The 22,419-nt window shown below is 34.3% G+C and carries 17 protein-coding genes; 1 reads left to right on the top strand and 16 read right to left on the bottom strand.

The annotated features are described in order from the left end of the window. Positions 1-34 precede the first annotated feature (34 nt). The 8 genes from C8E03_RS01385 to C8E03_RS01350 all read right to left on the bottom strand — a co-directional run bounded on the left by C8E03_RS01385 (position 35) and on the right by C8E03_RS01350 (position 12,396). Positions 35-1,720 carry a carbohydrate-binding protein gene (locus tag C8E03_RS01385; RefSeq protein ID WP_110290077.1) on the bottom strand — a complete coding sequence of 562 codons (1,686 nt, stop codon included), beginning with the start codon at positions 1,718-1,720 and terminating at the stop codon, positions 35-37. 122 nt (positions 1,721-1,842) lie between these two features. Beyond that, positions 1,843-3,777 carry a carbohydrate-binding protein gene (locus tag C8E03_RS01380; protein WP_110290076.1) on the bottom strand — a complete coding sequence of 645 codons (1,935 nt, stop codon included), beginning with the start codon at positions 3,775-3,777 and terminating at the stop codon, positions 1,843-1,845. A 428-nt stretch (positions 3,778-4,205) separates the two neighbouring features. Beyond that, on the bottom strand, positions 4,206-4,970 hold the full coding sequence (locus tag C8E03_RS01375; protein WP_094376796.1) for an SDR family NAD(P)-dependent oxidoreductase: 765 nt from the start codon (positions 4,968-4,970) through the stop codon (positions 4,206-4,208). 24 nt (positions 4,971-4,994) lie between these two features. Beyond that, positions 4,995-6,350 carry an acyl-CoA reductase gene (locus C8E03_RS01370; RefSeq protein WP_110290075.1) on the bottom strand — a complete coding sequence of 452 codons (1,356 nt, stop codon included), beginning with the start codon at positions 6,348-6,350 and terminating at the stop codon, positions 4,995-4,997. Then, complete coding sequence (locus C8E03_RS01365; RefSeq protein WP_094376794.1) at positions 6,347-7,483, bottom strand: LuxE/PaaK family acyltransferase; 1,137 nt, start codon at positions 7,481-7,483, stop codon at positions 6,347-6,349. The genes C8E03_RS01370 and C8E03_RS01365 overlap by 4 nt, the downstream gene beginning before the upstream one ends. Before the next feature lie 306 nt (positions 7,484-7,789). After that, positions 7,790-8,236, bottom strand: a complete 447-nt coding sequence (locus tag C8E03_RS01360) for a zinc ribbon domain-containing protein (protein ID WP_110290074.1) — start codon at positions 8,234-8,236, stop codon at positions 7,790-7,792. Between the two features lie 148 nt (positions 8,237-8,384). Further along, on the bottom strand, positions 8,385-10,886 hold the full coding sequence (locus C8E03_RS01355) for a CoA-disulfide reductase (protein WP_094376792.1): 2,502 nt from the start codon (positions 10,884-10,886) through the stop codon (positions 8,385-8,387). Between the two features lie 163 nt (positions 10,887-11,049). Continuing rightward, on the bottom strand, positions 11,050-12,396 hold the full coding sequence (locus C8E03_RS01350) for an AI-2E family transporter (protein ID WP_094376791.1): 1,347 nt from the start codon (positions 12,394-12,396) through the stop codon (positions 11,050-11,052). Between the two features lie 297 nt (positions 12,397-12,693). On the opposite strand from C8E03_RS01350, the gene C8E03_RS01345 reads away from it, so the two are divergent. After that, positions 12,694-13,746, top strand: a complete 1,053-nt coding sequence (locus tag C8E03_RS01345) for a tyrosine-type recombinase/integrase (protein ID WP_094376790.1) — start codon at positions 12,694-12,696, stop codon at positions 13,744-13,746. Between the two features lie 61 nt (positions 13,747-13,807). On the opposite strand, the gene C8E03_RS01340 is transcribed toward C8E03_RS01345, so the two are convergent. The 8 genes from C8E03_RS01340 to C8E03_RS01305 form a co-directional block, all read right to left on the bottom strand. Further along, positions 13,808-15,286 carry a TrkH family potassium uptake protein gene (locus tag C8E03_RS01340; RefSeq protein WP_110290386.1) on the bottom strand — a complete coding sequence of 493 codons (1,479 nt, stop codon included), beginning with the start codon at positions 15,284-15,286 and terminating at the stop codon, positions 13,808-13,810. Positions 15,287-15,291: 5 nt separating this feature from the next. After that, positions 15,292-15,957 (bottom strand): potassium channel family protein, encoded by a 666-nt coding sequence (locus C8E03_RS01335; protein WP_094376789.1) that lies wholly within the window; start codon positions 15,955-15,957, stop codon positions 15,292-15,294. Next, positions 15,947-16,390, bottom strand: coding sequence for a potassium channel family protein (locus C8E03_RS01330; protein ID WP_094376788.1), 444 nt, complete (start codon positions 16,388-16,390; stop codon positions 15,947-15,949). Before C8E03_RS01330 ends, C8E03_RS01335 begins: the two co-directional genes overlap by 11 nt. Beyond that, positions 16,377-16,787 carry a hypothetical protein gene (locus C8E03_RS01325; protein ID WP_110290073.1) on the bottom strand — a complete coding sequence of 137 codons (411 nt, stop codon included), beginning with the start codon at positions 16,785-16,787 and terminating at the stop codon, positions 16,377-16,379. Before C8E03_RS01325 ends, C8E03_RS01330 begins: the two co-directional genes overlap by 14 nt. 133 nt (positions 16,788-16,920) lie before the next feature. Beyond that, positions 16,921-17,619 carry a response regulator gene (locus C8E03_RS01320; protein ID WP_110290072.1) on the bottom strand — a complete coding sequence of 233 codons (699 nt, stop codon included), beginning with the start codon at positions 17,617-17,619 and terminating at the stop codon, positions 16,921-16,923. Continuing rightward, positions 17,616-19,136: a sensor histidine kinase gene (locus C8E03_RS01315; protein ID WP_242993331.1), complete on the bottom strand. Its 1,521-nt coding sequence runs from the start codon at positions 19,134-19,136 to the stop codon at positions 17,616-17,618. The genes C8E03_RS01320 and C8E03_RS01315 overlap by 4 nt, the downstream gene beginning before the upstream one ends. A gap of 36 nt (positions 19,137-19,172) precedes the next feature. After that, positions 19,173-20,906 carry an ABC transporter ATP-binding protein gene (locus C8E03_RS01310; RefSeq protein ID WP_110290071.1) on the bottom strand — a complete coding sequence of 578 codons (1,734 nt, stop codon included), beginning with the start codon at positions 20,904-20,906 and terminating at the stop codon, positions 19,173-19,175. Between the two features lie 188 nt (positions 20,907-21,094). After that, the gene (locus C8E03_RS01305) at positions 21,095-22,408 is read right to left on the bottom strand and encodes a sensor histidine kinase (RefSeq protein WP_094376784.1); all 1,314 of its coding nucleotides are present in this window, start codon (positions 22,406-22,408) and stop codon (positions 21,095-21,097) included. Positions 22,409-22,419: the final 11 nt, after the last annotated feature.

Below are 22,419 nucleotides of genomic sequence, written 5' to 3'. Positions count from 1 at the left end.
GCCTCATATGTTTAAGCTTTCTGCTTTAAAAACATTATTGAGCAGCCGATACAGTAATATTATCTATGTTTGGACCTTCTGTACCAGTTGTAACAACTTTTAAGGTATTCGCACCGCTTTTTAAAGCTACCTGAATTGTCTTTTCACCCCAGGTTAACCAACTACCTGTCGCTGTAAAAGCAACATCGCTGTTAACTTTTGTTCCATTTGCATATACGTCTAGTTTTCTGGTATCACTTGCTAATGCATATCTGAATTTTATGTTTTTGGTTCCATCATAAGAACAGTAAATACTGTTCCATTGAAGTGCTGCACCAGTATTTGCATTAAAATTAACAAATCCACTTCCAGTGAAACCACTAGTTGAAGTATCTACCTTAGCATTTGTTAAAGTAGTATTTGACTCTGCCTCATAAACAGTACCGGTTTGAGTACTTCCACTACCAGTTAGCTCAGCTACAAAAGTAGTAACGCTTTGTGCCGGAAGACTAGCTTTAAAAGAGCCATTTGAAACTGAAATTGCTGAATTAGCAGCTAAATTTCTTGTTTTGTCAGTTACCCATGAAGAAACAGTGGTTGCAGATCCATTTTGAAGTACAAAATTTTGAGATATTGTAGATGTACTCTTGTTAATTGCAACTATAACAACCTTATTATCACCTTTATATGCTGAAGTATAAACATTTGTAGCAGGATTCTTTGTTGCATCAACTCTTACATATCCTGGTCGGACAAATTTAGAAAAATGAGCCATATTGTATCCACGCTTACTGATTGTTCCGTCTTCTTTCATTGGACCATATTGTCTACGAATATACCACCAAACATATGCTTGAAAATCACCTTCTACCATTGTACTGTGAATATGGTAAGAAACATCCAAAGCTTCCGGCCAAAGATCAGCCGAATTATTGTTACTGTTTGGATAGTATACTTCTGTCATCCAAAGTTCTTTTCCAGCGCCTTTTTGCTTGAAAAGAGGATATGCAAAATTACTAATACTGGTACCGTAAGTATGCGCGCCAAGAATATCCATGTTTGCAAGAGCTGTAGAGTCATTCAAAATTGGATCGGACATTGTCTTTACGTAAGAAAATGACTCGGGAGCAATCACTCTGCAATTGATTGAGCCAGCATAATTTTTCATAAAGTCAAGTATTTCTGCGGCAGTCCACCATGTCCATGTATGAGCATAATCAGGCTCATTCTGAACGGATATCGCATATAAATCTACGCCGTTACTCTTCATATAAGTAACAAAGTTATTCAGATGTTGAGCATATGCCGCATATTTATCATGTCTAAGACGTTTTGCAGTTGTATCACCATTACGATTAAATGTTTCTGTCATTTCACTTGGAGGATTCCAAGGTGATGCAAAAACAATTGCTCCCTTTTCAATAGCCTTTTTTGCAGTTGCTATTTCTTTGTACCAATTATTTTTATTATCATCTACATAAATTCTTAAAATAGTAAAACCTAACTGGTTATCTCCATTACCAAAAGCAGTCTCTCTTTGTGCTGCAGTCAAATCTCCAACCCATGCAGGTAGGTTAATTCCACCAAAGCCACGGATTACTTGTTTTTCCGCAGATAAGTTAACGGTTACATTACTTGCCGCCATAACTTCAGTCGATGCTGGTTCTGTCAGCATAAGTGGTAATGCCATGGCACAAGCCAATAACATACTGAGTGATTTTTTTAAATGTTTTTTTATCATATTTCCTCCTTATTAATTATAAATTTTCATACTTATAGACCCCGAGAAACGCCGCCTCAATGAAGCAGTAATTTAAATCACCTGTTCCAACCACCCCCTTTGCAGTAAAGAACAGACAAGATTTATTTAGCTGATACAGTGATACTATCTATATTTGGCCCCTCTGTACCAGTAGTTACTACTTTTAATGTATTTGATCCGCTTTTTAAAGCTACTTGTATCGTCTTTTCCCCCCAAGTTGACCAACTGCCTGTTGCTTCAAAAGATACATCACTGCTAACTTTTGCTCCATTTACATATACATCCAAATTTCTTGCTCCTTTTTCAAGAGCATAACGAAACTTTACATTTTTCGTTCCATCGTAAGCACAATAAACGTTATTCCATTGAATGGCTGCATCTGAATAACCATTAAAATTAGCATAGCCAGTACCGTTATAGCCTAAATTCAGTGTTTCTACGACAGCATTTGTGAATGTAGTATCTCCTTCAGCTTCGTAAGTGGTTCCATTATTGCTGCTATTTTGTGAAAATTGCCAGTAATCAAAATTAAATAAATTATTAGAACCATTTCCGGTGAATACAAAGAATACATTATGTACGCCCGTTGCATTACTTACTGTGGTCTCAATTTCTTTCCAAGTCTGTGTTCCTCCGGTTGACGGTACATCAAGGGTACCTACAAGTGAACCTGTTACACTGTCAAGACGAATTTCAATCTTCCCCCCTACAGTGGAGGCCACATTTGCTTTCACTGTTTTAGCTCCATCAGAACCAAAGTCAGCGTTGCCAACAGCAATCCAGTCACCGTTATGAATACTTGTAACGTCTTGATTACTTACCGGTCCGCCACTTGCAGAACACTTCTCAGTCAGAATGCCTGCGTTCCAGCCAATCGTTTCAGCTTCAACTCGATTGTATGGATTTAGATTGGAAATTTGGGAAACTCCTTTATAATCTGCTGCAACCTCTTGAATCGTTCCATCCTGATTTTGTACCAGCTTATTGATATGAGGAGAGCGATAACCTTTACCGGCACCAAATAAAGCCTGACTGACCGTCTGAGCATGATATACGACATACCATTCATTGTTCAAATTGAAAACACAATGATGATTATTTCCGCCTGACTTAAAGAAAACACCTGGGTTTTTCAAAAAATGTCCTTTATAAGTAAATGGTCCCATAGGACTTGAGCTAGTCATATATCCTATTTCTCCTGCCGGAATATTACTTGGATGTGTACCACTAAAGTTAATACAGTAAGAATAATAATAAGTTCCATTATATTTATGAATTCCTGAATCTTCAAACATAAAAGGTGCATCGATTGTAACTGCACTTCCAACAATACTTGTCATGTCAGAACCTAATTTTAGCACTCTGGCAGTTTTGGGATTGGCTCTTTGTGCTTGTGTTGGATTTGAATCACCAGGAATACCACCTCCACAGTATAAGTATCCTGTTCCATCACTATCCACAAACACTGCTGGGTCAAACAGCCATACGACTCCGGACATTCCAGGTGTACTTAATGTGACCAATGCTTTGCCAATTGGGTCAGACCATGGTCCAATTGGACTATCCGCTGTAAGTACTCCAATACCTCCGGCACTATTTGCAAAGTATAAGAAAAATTTATCCTTGCCATTAATATTTTTCACTGTAGCTGCGGGAGCCCAAGAGGCGCCTGCCCATTTTGCGATGCCCTGACCTGAGTTGGCTCCATAGGCACCTGCTACCGGAATGGAACCATGATCTGTCCAGTTCACCATATCGTCAGAGGATATAACATTTACACTTTTTAAATTAGCAAATGAATTATCCTTAATTGTATTGTCACTGTTGTATTCATAATTATCACTAGACATATAAAGATAGACCCTGCCATTATAGGTGAGTGCTGACGGATCCGCTCCTAAATGATGATCAATCAGTGGATTTGAATTCCCCACTGATTTAGCAATTGTACTTGTAGCTGCGAATGCAGGCATACCAGACAGACTGCTTGCTAATAATGAAATAATTAATAAAAATATTTTGTATTTCCTTTTCATTTCAATCCTCCTTCAAAAATGTTTTCCCCTACTTAATCTTTTAGTGTAAATAAAATCTTTCCTCCCCCTTATTTTTTTAGACAAAAACAGTCCACTCTTTCTGCTATTGTGATTATTTCTTCCAATAATTCACTCTTAGTTCAATTAGGCATTCATATTATGCTTTGCTTAAATGTCATATAGCAGAAAATGCGTGGACTGCTTGTGTACTTTATTAACAGACCTGCTGCTAGAATAAAGTATAAAAACTCTTATTCCCTATTTATTTTTTCACATACTTTACTCGTTCCATATTGTAACACAAAAAGATATATATGTCTATAGATTTAGTTTATTTGATCCGATTTTGTTAATTGTATATAAATTATATATTATTATTTTATATATTTTTAATATTTCTTGCTTTGTTTAATAAAAATAAATTTATATTATAATTTAGCCCATTTCATAAATTTCTTTTTCTGAATTTTAGCGTAAAATGCGTTTGTAAATGGAAAAATTCGAATTAAAATTCTGGCAATGGCAAAGTGTTTGGATGGATAGATAAATCGTTTTTCCTTTTGAATCCCTTTGATCACACTTTTTGCTACTTGATCGGGAGCCTGTACCGGCCAAGGTATGGGAGCTTTATCAGCAGCCAGCTTGAAAAAATTAGTTTTTGTAGCAATAGGGTAAACAAAAGAAATAATTTCATTTTTTCTTGTCTCATATTGAAATACTCTTCCAAAACCGTTGATGGCATGCTTGGTTGCACAATAAATTGAATAGCCAGGCAACGGAACTTCACTTACGGCGGAACAGGTTATTACGACACTGTATTTTCGACTTCGGTTTAGAACTCTCATTTTTTCTAGTGAATAGATAGGCGAGTAAACATTGGTTCGAAAAATTGCATCGATCTTTTCCCAATTTGCTTCATTAATATCCTCACACACACCATAGCCGGCATTAGCAATAAAAATATCGATAACTCCCAGCTTCTCCTGTGCAAAATCAAATAACCGGTCTATCTCTTCTTTCTTTGATACATCGCAGGTATAAGGAATGACCTTATTATTTACAGCCTGTATTTTTGAACTGTTTCTTCCAACTGCAATCACTTTTGCATCATATTTCAGAAGCAATTTAAGTATCTCTTTTCCAATTCCTGAGGATGCACCTGTTAAAATAATATTTTTTCTGCTTAACTCCATCGTAATCTCCTTTTTATAAAATTGTTATAATTGCCTGCTTACCACATAAGTCATTTCTTGTAAATTATGAAATCCATCGTGAGAAGTGCCTGGATAATGGATTGACATGTCACCTGGTTTTGTTACAATGCTGACACCTAGCAGCGTCATTTTTTCGATAAATTCCTCATTATCTCCACTATATCCCATTGTTTGCAAATAGGATTTCAGATTATTGTTTATATACTCTAGCACTTCATCACTGCTTTCATAGGGGCAAACAAAAATAAATCGGTTAAAGCAGCGGTCAATATCTTCTTTATCGAGCAGGGAATCATTTAAAATAACAGTATAATCAGCATTGTAGGAAGAATATAATTCAACATTCTGCTGCTTCTTTACCCCATATTTTAAAAGACAATACTGTCTGTCCTGAATGATTTTCATAGAGTTCCAGGGATTTAAATATGCCTTTGGCAGAATCGATGTATATTCCTTTAGCTTATCTGCAATTGCCTGTGCCAATTGTTTTGTGTCTAAATTTTTATTGACAAATACGATACGAGGTGACAGACACGCCTTTTGCTCCCAACAAATTACATCTCTTGCAATTAGGTCGGCGGTATGATTTGCATTATTGATTTTATCTATAACCTCAAAACTGATTTTAGCACCATGCATAATTAAATGGTTGTCAAATTTGGCACAAAGCTCGCCCATCATTCGACCTGAATGTTCTCCTCCCCAATGAATGACGCAATCTGTATTTTTTACAATCGTCTTATAAATATTTGAATATTCGCTATTAAAGTAAATAACAGAAAGCCTGTCTTTTATTGAGGGATCAATTTCACATAAGCTATTATAAAATGCGTAAGCAAAATATGGTTCATCACCAGAAACCTTAACTAGGTTACAGTTTTTTGACAAGAGTCCCATCGAGATACTGGTTGGAACAACGACAAATGCATTACCTGAAATATTATGAAATATAACACCCCTTGGTTGACGATGTACTTTTCCATAACCAGTATTCACCCAAGTATCCAGAACTTCTTTTGTTCCAAGCTCCTCTTTTATTGTTTTTTCAAGATTTTCCTTTAATAGCATTTGCATTGTATGCTCTAGCTCATAGATGACAAGTTCTTTACTTTGACTTAAGATATGCGATAAGATTTCAACATGCTTTTTTGAATACTCCCGATTGAGCCAGAGTTTACCACATTGGTCTAATAAATCAATCGTATACTGCAACGGTAAGTCATGTGTCTTAATTGTATTTGCCCTTAGTTTATTGATTTCATTTATAATTTCATTTTCCTCTGAGCCGATCAGCTCAAGATTAAGATCGTTGATATTCTTTGATAGTGCAGTATTTCCACAGGTATATTCTATTCTCACTGTTTTTCCCCCTCTACATTTAAGGTAGCTCCGCAGCCTTTTGCTTCTGCTCCCTTTACACGGCCAATTATTTTGATTGTCATACATTTTTCTTTGCAATCGGGGCATTCGTCCATAGAAACAATTTGTCCAATATCGTCAACTATAATAGATGCTCCCGCAAAGGTGCTTGTTCCGTACGCATTCAACATTTGAATAAAGCCTATATCACCTGGATTATGAAGAGGTTTTAGTGTTTTGATATCTCTTATGATAACCTGACCCCATTTTGGAATATGAAATAAGTAGTCCTTATATTTTGGGGAATAGTGTCCGGTAATTGGAAAACTATTTTCTGTAAAAGAATAGGAATCAATAAAATTTTCCTCTGGAATTCCAAGAAATTGTGATACACATTCTACGAAATCCTTTCTTTGAATTGCAGCGTCCATAGTAATGGTACCTTTTTTACCATCCCATCCGCCTCCGCCGGTATGTACTAAAACATTTGCTCCCAGCTTTACCGGTTCCATTTCATCCTTTAATTCATTGACAGCGTTATAGATTAGTGGTGTAGAACCTCTTAGAGACAAATGATGAGACAAACCATCATTCGTTTTTATTACTCTTTTAAATTCTCCAAGATCAACCATTAATTCATTGCCTTTTTGTTTTACAAAAAATATGGCGTCTTCGTTAAAATGAAATGAGTCTAGAAGATTTCCCATATAAGATTCTGTTCTCTTGCCATATATCATCTCGCTTTTATAGCTCTTCATTACTTCAGGCTCGGGGTAGAAAACGCATTCCTGTGAACTACCTGGTTGAAAAATTCCCCGATTCAATTCATTGAATCTCTCCATTTGCATAAGATCGCATTTTCTTCTTCCTACAATGCTTGGATCACCACTTGTACTGCTTGACACAGTCCATTTATCAATTGTTTCTAATGGTACGCGAAGCAAGCTTGTAAACATTTGTGCAGATTTTTTAAATAGAGTTGTAGCAATAAAAGGTACGGACTCCATATCCTCTTCTTTGTTTAGGTGAATATTAGGATCAAATCCCTGATTATCGCAAAGATACTTGTAAGCAGGGCAGGTATCATATTGCTCAAGCAAATTGTCCCTAAAATCTTCAAAAAAATTCTCCATACTTTAAACCTCCTAATTTTTATACTCTCCGGTAGCTTTGTTATACTATTAATTGTATTATTTTGCAAAATTAGTTAGGTATAAAATTGACAATTTTTTGCGGCGGTATGTCTAATTAACTCGTCAATTCTTGCTTTTTCTTTTATTTTCATCAGTATGTTTTTATAAAATATTCAATTGATGTCGAAAATAGTAAAAAAGATAACATTAATAACCCTTTAAGGATTTTTAATATTATCTTTTTAAAATATAGTTGAAATATATTTAATAAATTTTTAATAGAATGTTCTTAACGATTTCATAAACTTAATCAATTTTGTCTTTTGTCTCTGAGTGAATTGATTCCTCTTCATAAATGTTATCGTTTGTTTCATCAGACTCTTTGGCATTTCCTTCTACAATTTGAAACTGAGCGCCGCATACAGAGCAATAAAGTGCTTCTGCAGGTGCCTCTGCACCACATTTTGAACATACCTTATAATTTTTGATAATTTGAATTTCTTTTTTTATTTTAGTGATTTCATCCATCGACTCTGAGATAATCTCAAATTCAGAGCCAAACTCATTGGTAGTATCGAGTTTGTTTTTTTCATAATATTTTTGACCTATTTCGATATAAGCCTTTCTTATGATTTCTTCCTGTGTATTTATTTTGGCGTTTAAGCTGGCTACTTCCGCAAGTTCCTTTGCTCTTTTGGCAACGTCTTTGCCTTTTGTTGAAATCGTTTCTCCTAGTTTATCTAAGAATGCCATATTCATTCCTCCATTTTATTTAAAAATATTTTATGAATCACTAATTCTTTGATACTATTTAGATTTCCATATTCTGATTAAATTATATATGATTGAAACTAATTTAGCAAGGCATTGAATGAATTGCAACATTCACTTTATAACAGAACTATACAAATAGATTTACGTTTGACTCTTCTGCATCTCCCAGGTAGGAAGCAACTCCAGCTAATTCTACACCATCAATTAATTCTTCCTTTGTAATTCCCATCACATCCATCGACATCGTACAAGCTACCAGCTTAACGCCATTTGCCATAGCCTGCTTCATAAGTGCTTCTAAAGAGTCAACATTTTTATCTTTCATAACCTTTTTCATCATCTGTGTGCCCATGCCGCCCATGTTCATTTTTGATAATTTCAGTTTTTTAGTTCCTTGCGGCATCATAATTCCGAACATCTTTTCAATCAATGGCTTCTTTACCTTAACCGTCTCCGTTTTCCTAAGAGCGTTGAGTCCCCAGAAAGTAAAGAACATGGTGACAGGCCTTCCCATTGCAGCAGCTCCATTTGCAATAATGAAAGATGCTAACACCTTATCCAAATCTCCACTAAATACAATGATTGTTTTTCCTTGCGGCAATACTACTGTTTCATTTGTACTGCGTTCCATTTCACAAAATCCGGTACCCTTTTTTATATAAACAATATTTTCTTTATCCTTGCGTTCCTTTTTCACTAAAGTATTACCCGTTCTTTTACACCATGCCTCAATATCTCTGGCAAATCCCATATCAGTTGCACTAACACGAAGAATCTCAGAGTCCTTCATTTGACTCATTGCATCGTTTACTTTGACAATAGGTCCCGGACACTGCAGACCACAGCAGTCTAATACCTTTAGCTCCTGATTGGCTGTCACATTCTCACTTGGTGCTTCCTTAATCTGTGCAGCCGTAACAGTTGATTTCATTTCATTTTCCTCTTTCAGCATATCCGCGTGATGCATCGATTTATAAAAGGATGTTCCGCCTGATAATACCGCTACCCTTTTAAATCCATTTTGCATGAGTAATCGGGCGGCATTATAGGAGCGGACTCCGATTGCACAATACGTAATGATTAACTTTTCTTTGTTTAGTTCATGAAAGCGCTCTTTTAACTGTCCCAATGGAATATGATGGGAATCAGGAATTTGAAATACCATACGCTCAATATCCTCAGTAACGTCAAGCACTGTGTACTTTGATTGATCACTGTTTAGAATCATCTCATCCATTTCATTGTATTCGATAAATGAAACATAGCCGTTTAAAACATTTTCAGCTACAAAGCCAAGCATATTCACAGGATCCTTAGCGGAAGAAAAAGGAGGCGCATAAGCCAATTCAAGTTCCGTTAAATCATATATTGTACCATTTAACCGCATTGTTACAGCAATAGTGTCAATTCGCTTGTCTACTCCATCCTGTCCTACCGCCTGTGCTCCGTATATCTTACCTTCATGGTCAAATATCAGTTTCAGTGTAATTGGTGTTGCATCGGGATAATATCCGGCATGTGATTTCTGATTAATTAATACGGTATAGTAATCCTTATTTTTTTCCTTGCCCTGAGTCATTAGTGTTTTTTCGTTCATACCAACCGTTGCAACACTTAAATCAAATACCTTGGCAACTGCTGTTCCAAGAGAGCCATTATATCGTTTCTTGTCTCCTGCAATATTATCTGCCACAATACGTCCCTGCTTGTTTGCAGGACCTGCCAAAGGGATCATGGTTTTATTCTTAAGTACGTAATTATCTACCTCTATCACATCACCAACTGCATAAATATCAGGTTTTGAGGTTTGCAGATGTTCATCAACTATGATGCCTCCCTTGCTATTTAGAGCGATTCCTGCATTCTTGGCCAATGCACTGTTTGGCTTAACCCCAATTGATAAGATAACCATATCTACCTGAATGGTTTTACCACTGTTTAATAAAATAGATGTGATGCCGTTTTCATTGGAAAATGATTTAACGCCATCCCCTAATAGAAGATTCACATTATTGGCTCTCATATTTTCATGCAATAATTGTGCCATTTCAAAATCTGCCGGTGCCATTACCTGATTTTGCATTTCTATTAGAGTCACATTTAGACCTTCGGCGTGCAGATTTTCTGCCATTTCCAAGCCGATGAAACCTCCGCCAATCACAGCCGCGCGTTTTGGTGTGTTGCTTTTTAGGTATGCTTTGATTTTGTCCATATCCGGTATGGTCCACAAGGTAAAAATACTTTCGTTATCAATCCCTTCAATTGGAGGTTTAATTGGTGAAGAACCGGTTGCAATAATCAATTTATCATAGCTCTCTTCATATTCTTCATCTGTTTTTTGATTTTTAATAAGAACCTTTTTTTCATCTGGATTAATTTTTATGACCTCTGATGAAATTCTGACATCAATATTAAATTTCTTTTTCATGGCCTGTGGTGTTTGCAGTAATAAAGCATCTCTGTTTTGAATGACATCTCCGATATAGTATGGAAGCCCACAGTTTGCATAGGAAATATAATCGCCTTTCTCAAGCATTATAATTTCCATTGCTGCATCTCTTCTTCTCAGGCGTGCTGCTGCACTGGCACCACCTGCCACACCGCCAATAATAATCGTTTTCTGATTCATAGTAATTACTCTCCTTCTCTTAGAATAACTATGTTAAAGATTTAACTTTTTAGGACGTTTTTATCCCAAATAAGCATTTCTTCTACTTTGTTTTGATTATAAGCTTCTATAATCCTCAATTCTGTAACTAAGTCACATTAAGTAATTACTTATGATGAGTGATTTATTTTTTTGTATTATTGCTTCTGTTTTGATCCTCTTTTACCTCTATTTTAGCTTTTATTTCTTCAAGCTTAGAATGAAGCTTGGATTCTTCTTTTTCATTACGGTTATAAAATTTGTGAAAGGTATCTTCATCAATATAATCTAAATTATAATAATCGGTTGTTTTATGAGGCAGATTATGTGCAATTAAACTCCTATTTACGAACGCTTTCACTAAGGCATATATTACTGCAAATACAGGTACACCGATGAACATACCCAAAATTCCGAATAAGCCTCCGCCTAACAAAATAGCTACAATAATCCAAAAGCTAGACAGACCTGTTGAATGTCCAAGTATTTTGGGTCCTAATATATTGCCGTCAAAGGTTTGTAATATAATAATAAATACGATGAAATAAAAAAATTGAAGAGGATCTACAAACAGAATTAATATTCCGCAGGGAATTGCCCCTAAGTAAGGTCCAAAAAAAGGAATTACATTTGTCACTCCAATAATTACACTAACAAGCACGGGATACGGCGTATTCAATAATTTGGTACCAATGAAACATAGTATTCCAATAAGAAAGGAATCTAAAAGCTTGCCACTGATGAATCCACTAAACATATCATTGGTCAAACGAAGATTTTTGATTAAAATATTTGCTCTGTAAGGCTTTAGGGCAGCATATACCAGTTTTTTCGATTGAGCTGCAAAAAGCTCTTTACTGCTTAATACATAGATGGAAACTATGACTCCAATCAGGAGATTGTTTAGCACACCTATGAAATTCAAAATACCCGAAGAAAATTGAACGAAAATATCATTCATTTTCGGTAATATTTGTTGATTGAGATACTGTTCGATATAACCTGAGACAGCATCTAAATTAGAAGTAACCGTGGATTCTAAATCAGGATTTTTAACTAATATTTCTCCAAGTAATTTGGAGAAATTTTCATAATTAGTTGGAAATGTTGCAATTAGGCTGCTCATGCTGATAAATAATTGTGGCAGTAATAACGAGAATAGTCCAACCACACTTAAAATTGCAATGGAAAGTGTAATAAAGATGGCGAGTCCTCGGATACGTTTTCTGCTTTTTTTCTTTTGTTTCATATTACATTTATTAAAAAAGAAAGGGAAGAAAATATGTTTTTCTAAATAATTGACTACCGGTGCCAGTAAATAAGCAATAATCATCCCATAAATAATGGGCATTAAAATAGTAATCAATTTGTCAAAAAAATTAACTAATTTGTTATTGTGAAAAACTCCGTAAAAGAACAGAATACTTACTGCAATCACAAAAAAAGCAGTAACGCCCCAATATAAATATTTTTTGTCCCAGTGATATCTCATGCCCTATCCTCCAAGTTACCAGCATACTATCATGCACTCTTTTATTATTATAAGCGAATGCATTAAGAGTATACGGTATCATTTATTATGTTTTAACTGTGCCAAGATTTTGCGAAATAATCTTTCTGGCAAACTATAAAAGAAATCTTCCATATTATAACACAACAGTATGCACCCTTCTACAATTTATGTTATAATAACGTTTACTGAAAATATTTTAACGAATGAAATAATTTATTTTGCATTCAGGTTCAATGCTTTATAATAATAGAAATAGACAAATGGGAGGATATCAACATGAAAGAACATACCTATCATGAACAGGTGAATATTGATAATGCAATGAAGCTTCGTACTCTGATTGCTTCACTGCCCAAATTTTGCAGTGATTTTTTCAGGGGAATTGAGCCTTCTACCTCTTCCAGAACCCGTATTGCTTATGCTTATGACCTACGTACCTTTTTTATATTTTTACATGAAAACAATTCCTATTGCAGATCAATGGATATTACTAAAATTCCGCTTTCTATTTTAGATCAGATTAAGGCCGTTGATATTGAAGAATATCTTGATTATTTAAAGTATTATGTAAAAGACGGCACTGAACATACAAATGATGAACGAGGCAAAATGCGAAAGCTTGCGGCTTTAAGAACCTTTTATAATTATTACTACAAAAAAGAATTAATTGAAAAAAACCCTGCTCTGCTTGTTACTATGCCCAAAATACATGATAAAAACATTGTCCGTCTTGATGTTGATGAGGTGGCATCTCTATTGGATGAAGTCGAACAGGGGACTGGCTTAACCAAGAAGCAGCAGCAATTCCATTCTAAAACAAAGCTTCGTGATTTGGCTATGCTCTCACTTTTGCTCGGTACAGGAATCCGTGTATCAGAGTGTGTTGGATTGGACATCACTGATATTGATTTCAAAAACGGTGGAATTAAGATACATAGAAAAGGTGGAAATGAAGTAGTTGTATATTTTGGAGAAGAGGTTGAGCTTGCATTACTGAATTACCTAGAGGAGCGTGAACTTATCATAGCAGAGGATAAAAGTCAGAATGCTCTATTTCTTTCCTTGCAAAATAAAAGAATCAATGTACGCTCTGTAGAAAATCTGGTAAAGAAATACTCAAAGCTTGTTACGCAGCTTAAGAACATTACGCCGCATAAGCTTCGAAGCACCTATGGAACGAATCTCTATCGTGAAACAGGTGATATTTATCTGGTTGCTGACGTATTAGGCCATAAGGACGTTAACACAACCAAAAAGCACTACGCGGCTATTGAAGATGAACGTCGTCGCAGTGCTGCTAAGGCGGTAAGGCTGAGAGAGAAACTTTAAATAATATTTAAGTAAAAAAATTCTTATCCAATGACAACTGGCTTATTTGTTACTAAGTTATCTAATTCACTTTCCTAACCCTAGTATTCAAGAAGTTAGATGCATGCTTTATACTTAAATGAACACCGATTATTACAATAAAGATTTCTAGTCTACCTAAAAGCATTCCTATCATTTCAATTATAAGTGTCATTTTGTTTGTTGCAGGTCCAGTCAATCCAATGGAAAGTCCTACTGTACCAAGTGATGAGGCAAATTCAAACATAGCATCACTTAATGAGCAAGATGCAGTTAAAGTTATTAATAGTGAGCCAATAATGAATATTACAATATAAAGAAATATAAATCCAACCGTATCTGACTCCAAAGTTTGATCAATATAAGTCTTTCCCTGCGCTCTATAAAAATAGGGATTGCTAACTGTCCTTGATGCTAATAATCGCTTTTTTATGTTTTCTTTCATTATGCGATACATTAAATAAACTCTGGTCAATTTCATACCGCCTGCGGTTGATCCAATACCACCACCAATTATCATAAGAACTATCATCATTCCAATACTAAATGCAGGCCATTGCGCATATGACATGGTTGAAAATCCACTCGTTGACAATGCTGAAACAATATTAAATACAGATAATCGAAAGCCTTCACCCATACTAATGTATAAACCAGATGCAAGAGAACCTGCAACAGCTGGAACTGTAAATATGAGTAATAGAAGTAAAAATCTTACTTCACTTACTTTTGCCACCTGCTTAAATTTTCTTTTGGAAATTAACAGTAATACAGCAAAATTAGTTGTTCCAATAATCATTAGGAATATTGTCACCGCTTCAATAGCAATGCTATTGTATACTCCAATACTGTCATATTGTGTTGAAAACCCTCCTGTTGATAATGCGCACATAGAATGATTTATTGCATCAAATGCTGACATTCCAAAGATTATGTAGAGCCCTGTACCTAGCAAAAGATACGTCATATACATTAAAAATATGGTTCTAGCCGTTTTCCCAAGATTGGGTACTAATTGATCTGAATGACCTTCTGCACTATACAAGCTCATTGCCTGCTTTCCCTGAATCAGCATTACCATAACCATTACAAATCCAAGACCACCACAATACTGCATAAAGCTTCTGTAAAACAAAAATATTTTTGGTACTTCTCTTACATCCATAGCAGAAAGTCCTGTTGTTGTCCAACCGCTTACTGATTCAAACAAAGCTTGAATAAAGGTCAACTGTCCGCCTAATACAAATGGAAGTGCTCCAATAAAAAAACTATAGAGCCATACAAATAATACAGTAATACTACCTCTTTTTGTTGTAAATGTCTCTTCATTATTTGTACTTTGCGTTACAACACAAATTAATATCCCTAAAACAGCAGAGAGTAATCCTGGTATTAGAAATGACGGAGTATATATTAAATCTTCCGGATAAAATGGTATTATTATTAAAGGCAGAATAATGAATAAACTAACCAAAAGTATTAGTTTTCCAATACTACCAGAATGTACAAACAATTTTTTCATTGTCATCACCTTCCTGTCAACTCTCTGATTGCTGATATTTGGTTTTCTTTAGAAGAAATTAATACAAGTATATCTCCAGCTAAAAGTCTGGTATCCCCTCTTGGAACCATACTATTTTCACCTCTCAAGATACAGCCAATAATGACTTCTTTCGGTAAATCTATTTCCCATATTTTTTTATCCACACTTGGTGCCGACTGTGATATTGGTACTTCAGCAATACTTAGGTTTCCTTGACCAATAGGTAAAACAGTAGCCATTTCATCCATAAACGCCTGTTGCTCAATAATTCCTGTAATTGTATTAATCGCACACACCACTGAATCAATTCCCATATTGTGAAAAAAATCTGTTTTTTTGGGATCATTCACTAATGACACTGTTTTTTTAATTCCAAATTTTTTTTTGCACAATTGGCAAATCACAAGATTATCTTCATCATGCTGTGTAAGTGCTATTGCTATTTCATTATCATATGCTTCCGCATCATCTAATACATATGGTTTCGATCCATCTCCATGAATAACTTTTAACTTATTGTTTTCAGCAAGACTCATACAATCAGAATAATTTTCGTTTATAATTGTTACTAAATATCCTCTGTGGATGAGTGAATTTGCTAAGGCTGTTGCCTTATGGAATCCACCTACTAATAATACTTTATTTTTCATTCTTTTCCTCCTTATCTAGAATTCGGTCAATTTCATTTGCCGATAACAAAGCTGGGAAAACGGTCTGAATACAACACTCTTTGTAAACACATTCCTTCTCAGGATCGTATAATCTCGCAATTACTTCCTTTATATCAAAAATACTTTTCGCCATCTGTGCAATGAGAATGTTTACATTGTCATTATCTGTAACAGCTATTAGAACATCTGCTTTAATTATTTCTGCTTCTTTTAATACTTTTATATCTGTTGCATCCCCTTCCATTGACAATCCACTAAAAGATGGTGACAGTTTCCGAAAAGAATCCTTATTTATGTCTACAATAGTTACATTTCTATTTCTATTTGATAATGCATTCGCAATACTTGCACCAAGTCTGCCGCATCCAATTATCAAGATCTGATAATCATCCTTTATATCATTGATTTTCATATGTATTCCTCCTCGCAACATGCCCAATATTATTTTCGCCATATTCCAATTTATAAGGATTCTTTTCCTCAAGTGCTGGGCAATCGCTTTCATCATATGCCCCCATTCTCCTTGAGAAGAACGATCCATATACATCAAGGTTATGCCTTGCCGGCAAATAGGAGGGATCTAAATCCCATGATGCTCTAAAGTGCTTCATGGCTAAAAGATGATCTCCTTGCCATTCCAAAATCATTCCCATAAGATTATGTGGTTCTGGTGCATGAGGTGAATTCATCATTTCTTCTACTATTATCTTATAGCAATCATCATATAGATCACTTTTTATTAATTCTCTTACCTGTGCACTCAAAGTCAACTGATTGAATTTAGTTTCATTCTTATTTTGTCCTGTCATAATAAACACCTCCTCTTGTATTCACTTATATTCTAATTCTTAAGTTGTGACTTCAGTGTGAGAATTCTTTTATTTGTGTGAGATTTGTGTGAGATTTTTACATAAAGAAACTGCTTTGTTTCCAAAGCAGTTTTCATTCATCAACTAATCTATAACCCACTCCAATTTCAGTAATAATATATCTTGGTTTTGCAGGTGTTTTCTCAACTTTTCTTCTTAGACCAGCCATCAGAGCTCTTAGTGCTTGTGTATCTGATCCATAATTCATACCCCAAATTTCCTTTAAAATACTACCTGTAGTTATTACTTTTCCAGCGTTTTTTGAGAGTAAATTAAGCAAATTATATTCATTTGGCGTTAAATGTATTTCCGTACCAGCCACCGATACAATCCTGCTTTCAAAATCAATTTTTAAATCTCCTACCAAAAAATATGGCTGTACTGCTTTTATTCCTTTTTTATATAAATGCCTGATAGCAACTCTGATCCGTGCCAATAATTCTGTTGCCGAAAAAGGTTTTGTAATATAATCATCTGCTCCTGTATCAAGTGCAAGTACTTTTTCTTTATCTTGATCCCTTGCTGAAACAACGATAATAGGTGTTTCTGACCATTCTCTGACCTTTCGAATTACTTCAATCCCATCAAAATCTGGTAATCCCAAATCTAAAATAATTAAATCAATTTTTTCCGTAACGATGATATTTAATGCATTTTGTGCATTGGCAGCACTAAATAATTGAAACCCTTCTTTTTCTATTGTATATTTTATAAAATTACGTATTTGAGGATCATCCTCAACAATTAGAATTGTTTCATTGTAATTACTCATATTTTTTCCTCCATTGGTAAAGTAAAACGAAAAATCGCTCCACAATTATCTTGTCTATTTTCCGCCCTTATGGTTCCTCCATGTGCTTGAATGATAGCTTCACATATACTTAACCCTAATCCAATACCATGTTTTACATCAGTAATTCGACAATTTGATGTGTAGAACATTTGAAATATATTTGGTAAATCTTCGGACGTAATTCCTTCTCCATGATCAATGACAGATACTTCAACTTCCTTTTTAGACTCCATTTCCATTACCTCAATCCGAATTTCACTGTTTATTTTGGAATGTTTCATAGCATTATCTATAAGATTTATTAGTACCTGCATAATCAGTTTCGCATCTACTGGTATCATGATAATTTTTTCAGGTAGATCTACTGTAATCTCAAACTCTAGTGATCTGCGTGAAAAATGCCCAATTGCACTACCAATCAGTTCTTCTAGCACCTCATACTGTTTGTTAATCACTAATTTACCTTCTTGAAGCTTAGTCAAATTCAAAATATTTTCTACAAGAGAACGTAACCAATCTGCATCTTTATATATGGCAGATACTAAGATATACTCCTCTTGTTGTTCTTTTGTCATATCCATTAAAATTTCCGCTGTACCCATAATTGCTGATAATGGTGTTCTAAGATCATGAGAAATCGCTCGTAGTAAGTTACCACGATAACGCTCCTGAACTATCTCCTCTTTTGATTTAAGACGTTGTTTTGACTCTCTTAACCGGTCCATTGCCAGAGCCGTACTTTCTAACATTGTATGCAATAATTTAATCTGTGAATCCTTTAAACTCTCTGAAATTTCTTTAGGAATACGAAGAATTCCAAGAATTGTCTCTCTTCCATAGATTGGCCAATCGCAGAACTCATCACTTATATAATATGCAGTTCGTAATTCTTCAATTCTATATTTGATTTGCTTAATATCATCAATTTCCCTATAAATGTATTTTTCCTTTGAGACTTGCTGAACAAATGATTTTTCAGGAACTCCATTCTCATCAAAGCAAAGAAATCCTATTTTATATGAAACTATCTCACTAATTGTTTCTGCTGTGATTTTTGCAATGTCATGCATATCAATTGCATCTGTCAAGTGATTGGTAAGCTGGTACAAAGCTCTGGTTTCTATTTCTTTTCTGGATGATTCTACAGCATTTTGCTTCACTCTGGATGTTAACGCACTTGTAATAACAGCCGTTATAGTCATGATTATAAAAGTTATTATATACCCGGGATCGTTTACTTGAAATGTGAAATATGGCTCTGTAAACAAATAATTATAGGCAAACATAGAGGCTATTGATGATAAAATACCATAAAAATATCCTGATGTTAACCTGGCCGATAATAAAACAAACAAAATATATACAATTACTATATTGGTTTCAGAGAACTCTAACTTTTGAAACAGATATCCTATCATAGAAGCAGTTCCCAGAAATAACGTCACTAAAAGTAAAGAATAAATCTTTCTATTCAATTTATCTTTTTCTAAAATCATAAACCTTCCCTTTCCCCAATTCCTCTAAAATTTCTCCTAACTTTCACAGCAGCCTTCCTTTGCTACAAGGAACAGAGCACTAAAATAGCCGCCTGCTTTCATTAGTTTTTCAAAGTTTCCGGCTTCTTCAATCCTTCCATCACGCATTACAAGGATTTCATCGTATTTACGCAGCAAAGACTCTTCCAGTCTGTGCGTTACAATAATTCTTGTAATTCCTTCAATCTGCAGAATTTGGTTCTCTACCAGATATGCCGTGGCATTATCAAGGGATGCCGTAGCTTCATCCATAAGCAGTACTGGTGTTTCCCGAAGTAAACACCTTGCTATAGAAATCCTTTGTTTTTCACCGCCTGACAGGTTCGAACCGCTCTCACCGCAGTTGTAATCCTCACCTTTTTTTGCAATCAGATTCTTAAGTCCTGCCAGCGAAATAGCATGCTCCATTTTCTCTTCATCAAATTCCTTAAACATGGTAATATTATTCTTAATGCTCTTATCAAACAGGAATACATTCTGTTGAATCACAGAGACTACATCATACAAGCTGTCTAAATTAATTGTTGAAAGTTCTTTGTCGTCATATTCCACTTTACCACCATAATTCTCAAAATATCCCAGCATAAGCTTTATCAGCGTAGACTTACCACTACCGCTGCCTCCAACTATGGCATAGCTTTTGCCTTTCGAAAAGACCATATTTATATGATTCAATATATAGGTGCCTTCCTCATATTTCAGTGTAACATCTTTTAGGGTAATCCCCCTTTTGATTTCGTTGATATGTATTTCTTTGACAGCCTGATTCACTCTCTCTTTAATGATATCAGCCAGTTTACTAATCAGGCCTATAGAGGCTTTTTTATTACTAATCAGCGAAACCAGTTGTTTAATGGGATCAGTAATATAATTAGAAAGCTGTACGCAGCCAAGAACTGAAGCAATCGTCATTGTACCTTTAAAAATAAAAATAATTCCCAGAATAAAAATGATGATAATAACCACCAAAGAAGAAATCTGTCCAGCGATTAACATGGTATCATTTGTATCACGCCGCTCTCTCTTGGTTTCTTCTAAGGTAAAATTTTGCTCTCCAAATAACGCAAGTACTTCGTTTTCTGCCTTAAAGCTCTTAATTTCTAAGAATCCGTTTAATAAATCCTTTATCTGATCTACAAAAGTAGCATTCTCATCGGAGGTTTTCCTCTCCTTAGCGACCAATTTCTTTCCCAGAATCAATGAAACAGCAACGGGAATAAGACAACCAAAAAGCACACACAAGGTGATAACAAGATTGACATAAGCCATAGCCAAAATAGCAATAAAAAACATAACCCCGTAATTGAAGATAGCAATATTACCATTTAAATAATTCATCTCGATTGAATTCAAGTCATTGGTGAAAGCACTAATGAACTTGCCTGAAAATTCATTGTTAAATTCGCTGATTGACTTTTTAAGAATCTTTTCAAAAACATACTTTTTAAATTGAGACAAGGCTCTCTTCATATAAAGATTCTTAAAGTATTTCAGCAGAGTGCTAAATAGAAAATAGATGACCACTACCAGTAACATAAAGAGCATGGAACAAAAAAACAAAGACTGGTTCTTCTGTTCCATCGAATTTACAATCATCATAATAAAAAAAGCAAGCGAAACATTCGTGATTACCACAATTACCTGAACAACCAGAGTCATGAATAAATTCATACGGTTATGAAGCCTAAACTGTTTCAGGCAATTATTAAATTCCTGACTACTACCTGACATGCTTACCTCCTTTTGTACTAGAAGCGGCTTTTTTCAACATATGAATGATATTTTTTGAAAGCATATTTAGGCATAATCATTCATTCCTCTCATTAAACTTTTAAAAATGAGACAAGTCTTATTTTTAATTTTATATCACGTTTTATTATCTGTCAATATATACTGATGACCAGCAGCCCACTGTCTTTTTATAGTGATAAAAATACGATTGCTTGAAACTCTTTATCTTCTATAAAACAATTTAAATATCCATTATATTTTTTTACGATAGATTCAACACTTTTAAGTCCTATTCCATGTATGCCTCTTTCTTCTTTGGTTGTTAAAAATCCTCCTTCCGTTTTACATAGCTTTCCGGTAAATCTATTGGTAATTTTAATGACACAGAAATTACCTTCGTTTTGCATAAAAATTCTTACTTTTACACTTTTATTATTCTCACAACTAGCTGCTGCTCTTATTGCATTATCAAGAAGATTTCCCAATATAGTAATTAAATCAGAATCTGTTACATTTCCTAAGTGTATCACTGGTTCTACATATACATCAAAACTTATCGACTGTTTTTTTGCCCATAAACCTTTGGCTGATAAGATTGCATTCAAAACAGGTGTTCCACTATATATTTTCATCTCATTGTTCTCTAATTCTATATTTAGTTCTTTCACTATTTCCAGAATGTTTTCGATTTTATATGCTTTTGCTAATTCTCCAATCACTTTTAAATAATTGCTTGAATTGTGTATGAATCTTTTATTTTCTTCATTTACTTCAGTAATTTGAATGTAATATTTCAATTCAACATCCTTTTTCATTATAATTGATTTTTGCTGAATCCCATTGTAAACTTCTTTTTCATAAATATTAAAAGCATAAAACATTAAAACATTTCCAATTAACATAAAGCAAAAGCATATTAACATCATAACTTTAATCATGATATTATCAGAAAAATCTACGCCTGAATAATATGTAATTAACAAAATGCATAAACTTGCTATTGGAACACATAAATACATTAAAAATATTTTTCCAGATAATTTGTTTTTCGATTTAGAGGATACTTGTTTTAATATGGTAAATAATATATATGTTAATAATTTCATTTTCAATACCTGCCAAGTGATATCTGTCAGTTCCATAAAACTTGTTTGTTTCACAAAATAGCTCGGTATCTTTAATAAAATTACAAATATAAATTCACATCCCACAATAATAGAAATAGAAATAACCAAATAAATCAACCTTGTTCCAATATCTGTATCAAATAATATCGTAACATAGATCCACAATATTATAGGAAATAGACTTAAATTCAAATATGCTTTTCCGAAAAGATTAACAACAAATAATAATGTAATAATCAATATGCTGATTATAATAATCACTAATTGACTTTTTACTATTTTTCTTATATTAAAAAAATTATTATAAAAATCAAATACCATATAAACTTCTGCTACACATCCTGCGAATAAAATAAATTTGTCCAATAACTCCATACTTTTTCTCC

The organism is Lachnotalea glycerini (genome assembly GCF_003201285.1).
Lineage (GTDB): Bacteria > Bacillota > Clostridia > Lachnospirales > Lachnospiraceae > Lachnotalea > Lachnotalea glycerini.
This window is presented reverse-complemented; position numbering and strand designations above follow the sequence as displayed.

Excerpts from the sequence above, each read along its gene's own strand:
- C8E03_RS01385 (WP_110290077.1), bottom strand. The coding sequence starts at position 1,720 with ATGATAAAAAAACATTTAAAAAAATCACTCAGTATGTTATTGGCTTGT.
- C8E03_RS01380 (WP_110290076.1), bottom strand. The coding sequence starts at position 3,777 with ATGAAAAGGAAATACAAAATATTTTTATTAATTATTTCATTATTAGCA.
- C8E03_RS01375 (WP_094376796.1), bottom strand. The coding sequence starts at position 4,970 with ATGGAGTTAAGCAGAAAAAATATTATTTTAACAGGTGCATCCTCAGGA.
- C8E03_RS01365 (WP_094376794.1), bottom strand. The coding sequence starts at position 7,483 with ATGGAGAATTTTTTTGAAGATTTTAGGGACAATTTGCTTGAGCAATAT.
- C8E03_RS01360 (WP_110290074.1), bottom strand. The coding sequence starts at position 8,236 with ATGGCATTCTTAGATAAACTAGGAGAAACGATTTCAACAAAAGGCAAA.
- C8E03_RS01355 (WP_094376792.1), bottom strand. The coding sequence starts at position 10,886 with ATGAATCAGAAAACGATTATTATTGGCGGTGTGGCAGGTGGTGCCAGT.
- C8E03_RS01350 (WP_094376791.1), bottom strand. The coding sequence starts at position 12,396 with ATGAGATATCACTGGGACAAAAAATATTTATATTGGGGCGTTACTGCT.
- C8E03_RS01345 (WP_094376790.1), top strand. The coding sequence starts at position 12,694 with ATGAAAGAACATACCTATCATGAACAGGTGAATATTGATAATGCAATG.
- C8E03_RS01340 (WP_110290386.1), bottom strand. The coding sequence starts at position 15,286 with ATGAAAAAATTGTTTGTACATTCTGGTAGTATTGGAAAACTAATACTT.
- C8E03_RS01335 (WP_094376789.1), bottom strand. The coding sequence starts at position 15,957 with ATGAAAAATAAAGTATTATTAGTAGGTGGATTCCATAAGGCAACAGCC.
- C8E03_RS01330 (WP_094376788.1), bottom strand. The coding sequence starts at position 16,390 with ATGAAAATCAATGATATAAAGGATGATTATCAGATCTTGATAATTGGA.
- C8E03_RS01325 (WP_110290073.1), bottom strand. The coding sequence starts at position 16,787 with ATGACAGGACAAAATAAGAATGAAACTAAATTCAATCAGTTGACTTTG.
- C8E03_RS01320 (WP_110290072.1), bottom strand. The coding sequence starts at position 17,619 with ATGAGTAATTACAATGAAACAATTCTAATTGTTGAGGATGATCCTCAA.
- C8E03_RS01315 (WP_242993331.1), bottom strand. The coding sequence starts at position 19,136 with ATGATTTTAGAAAAAGATAAATTGAATAGAAAGATTTATTCTTTACTT.
- C8E03_RS01310 (WP_110290071.1), bottom strand. The coding sequence starts at position 20,906 with ATGTCAGGTAGTAGTCAGGAATTTAATAATTGCCTGAAACAGTTTAGG.
- C8E03_RS01305 (WP_094376784.1), bottom strand. The coding sequence starts at position 22,408 with ATGGAGTTATTGGACAAATTTATTTTATTCGCAGGATGTGTAGCAGAA.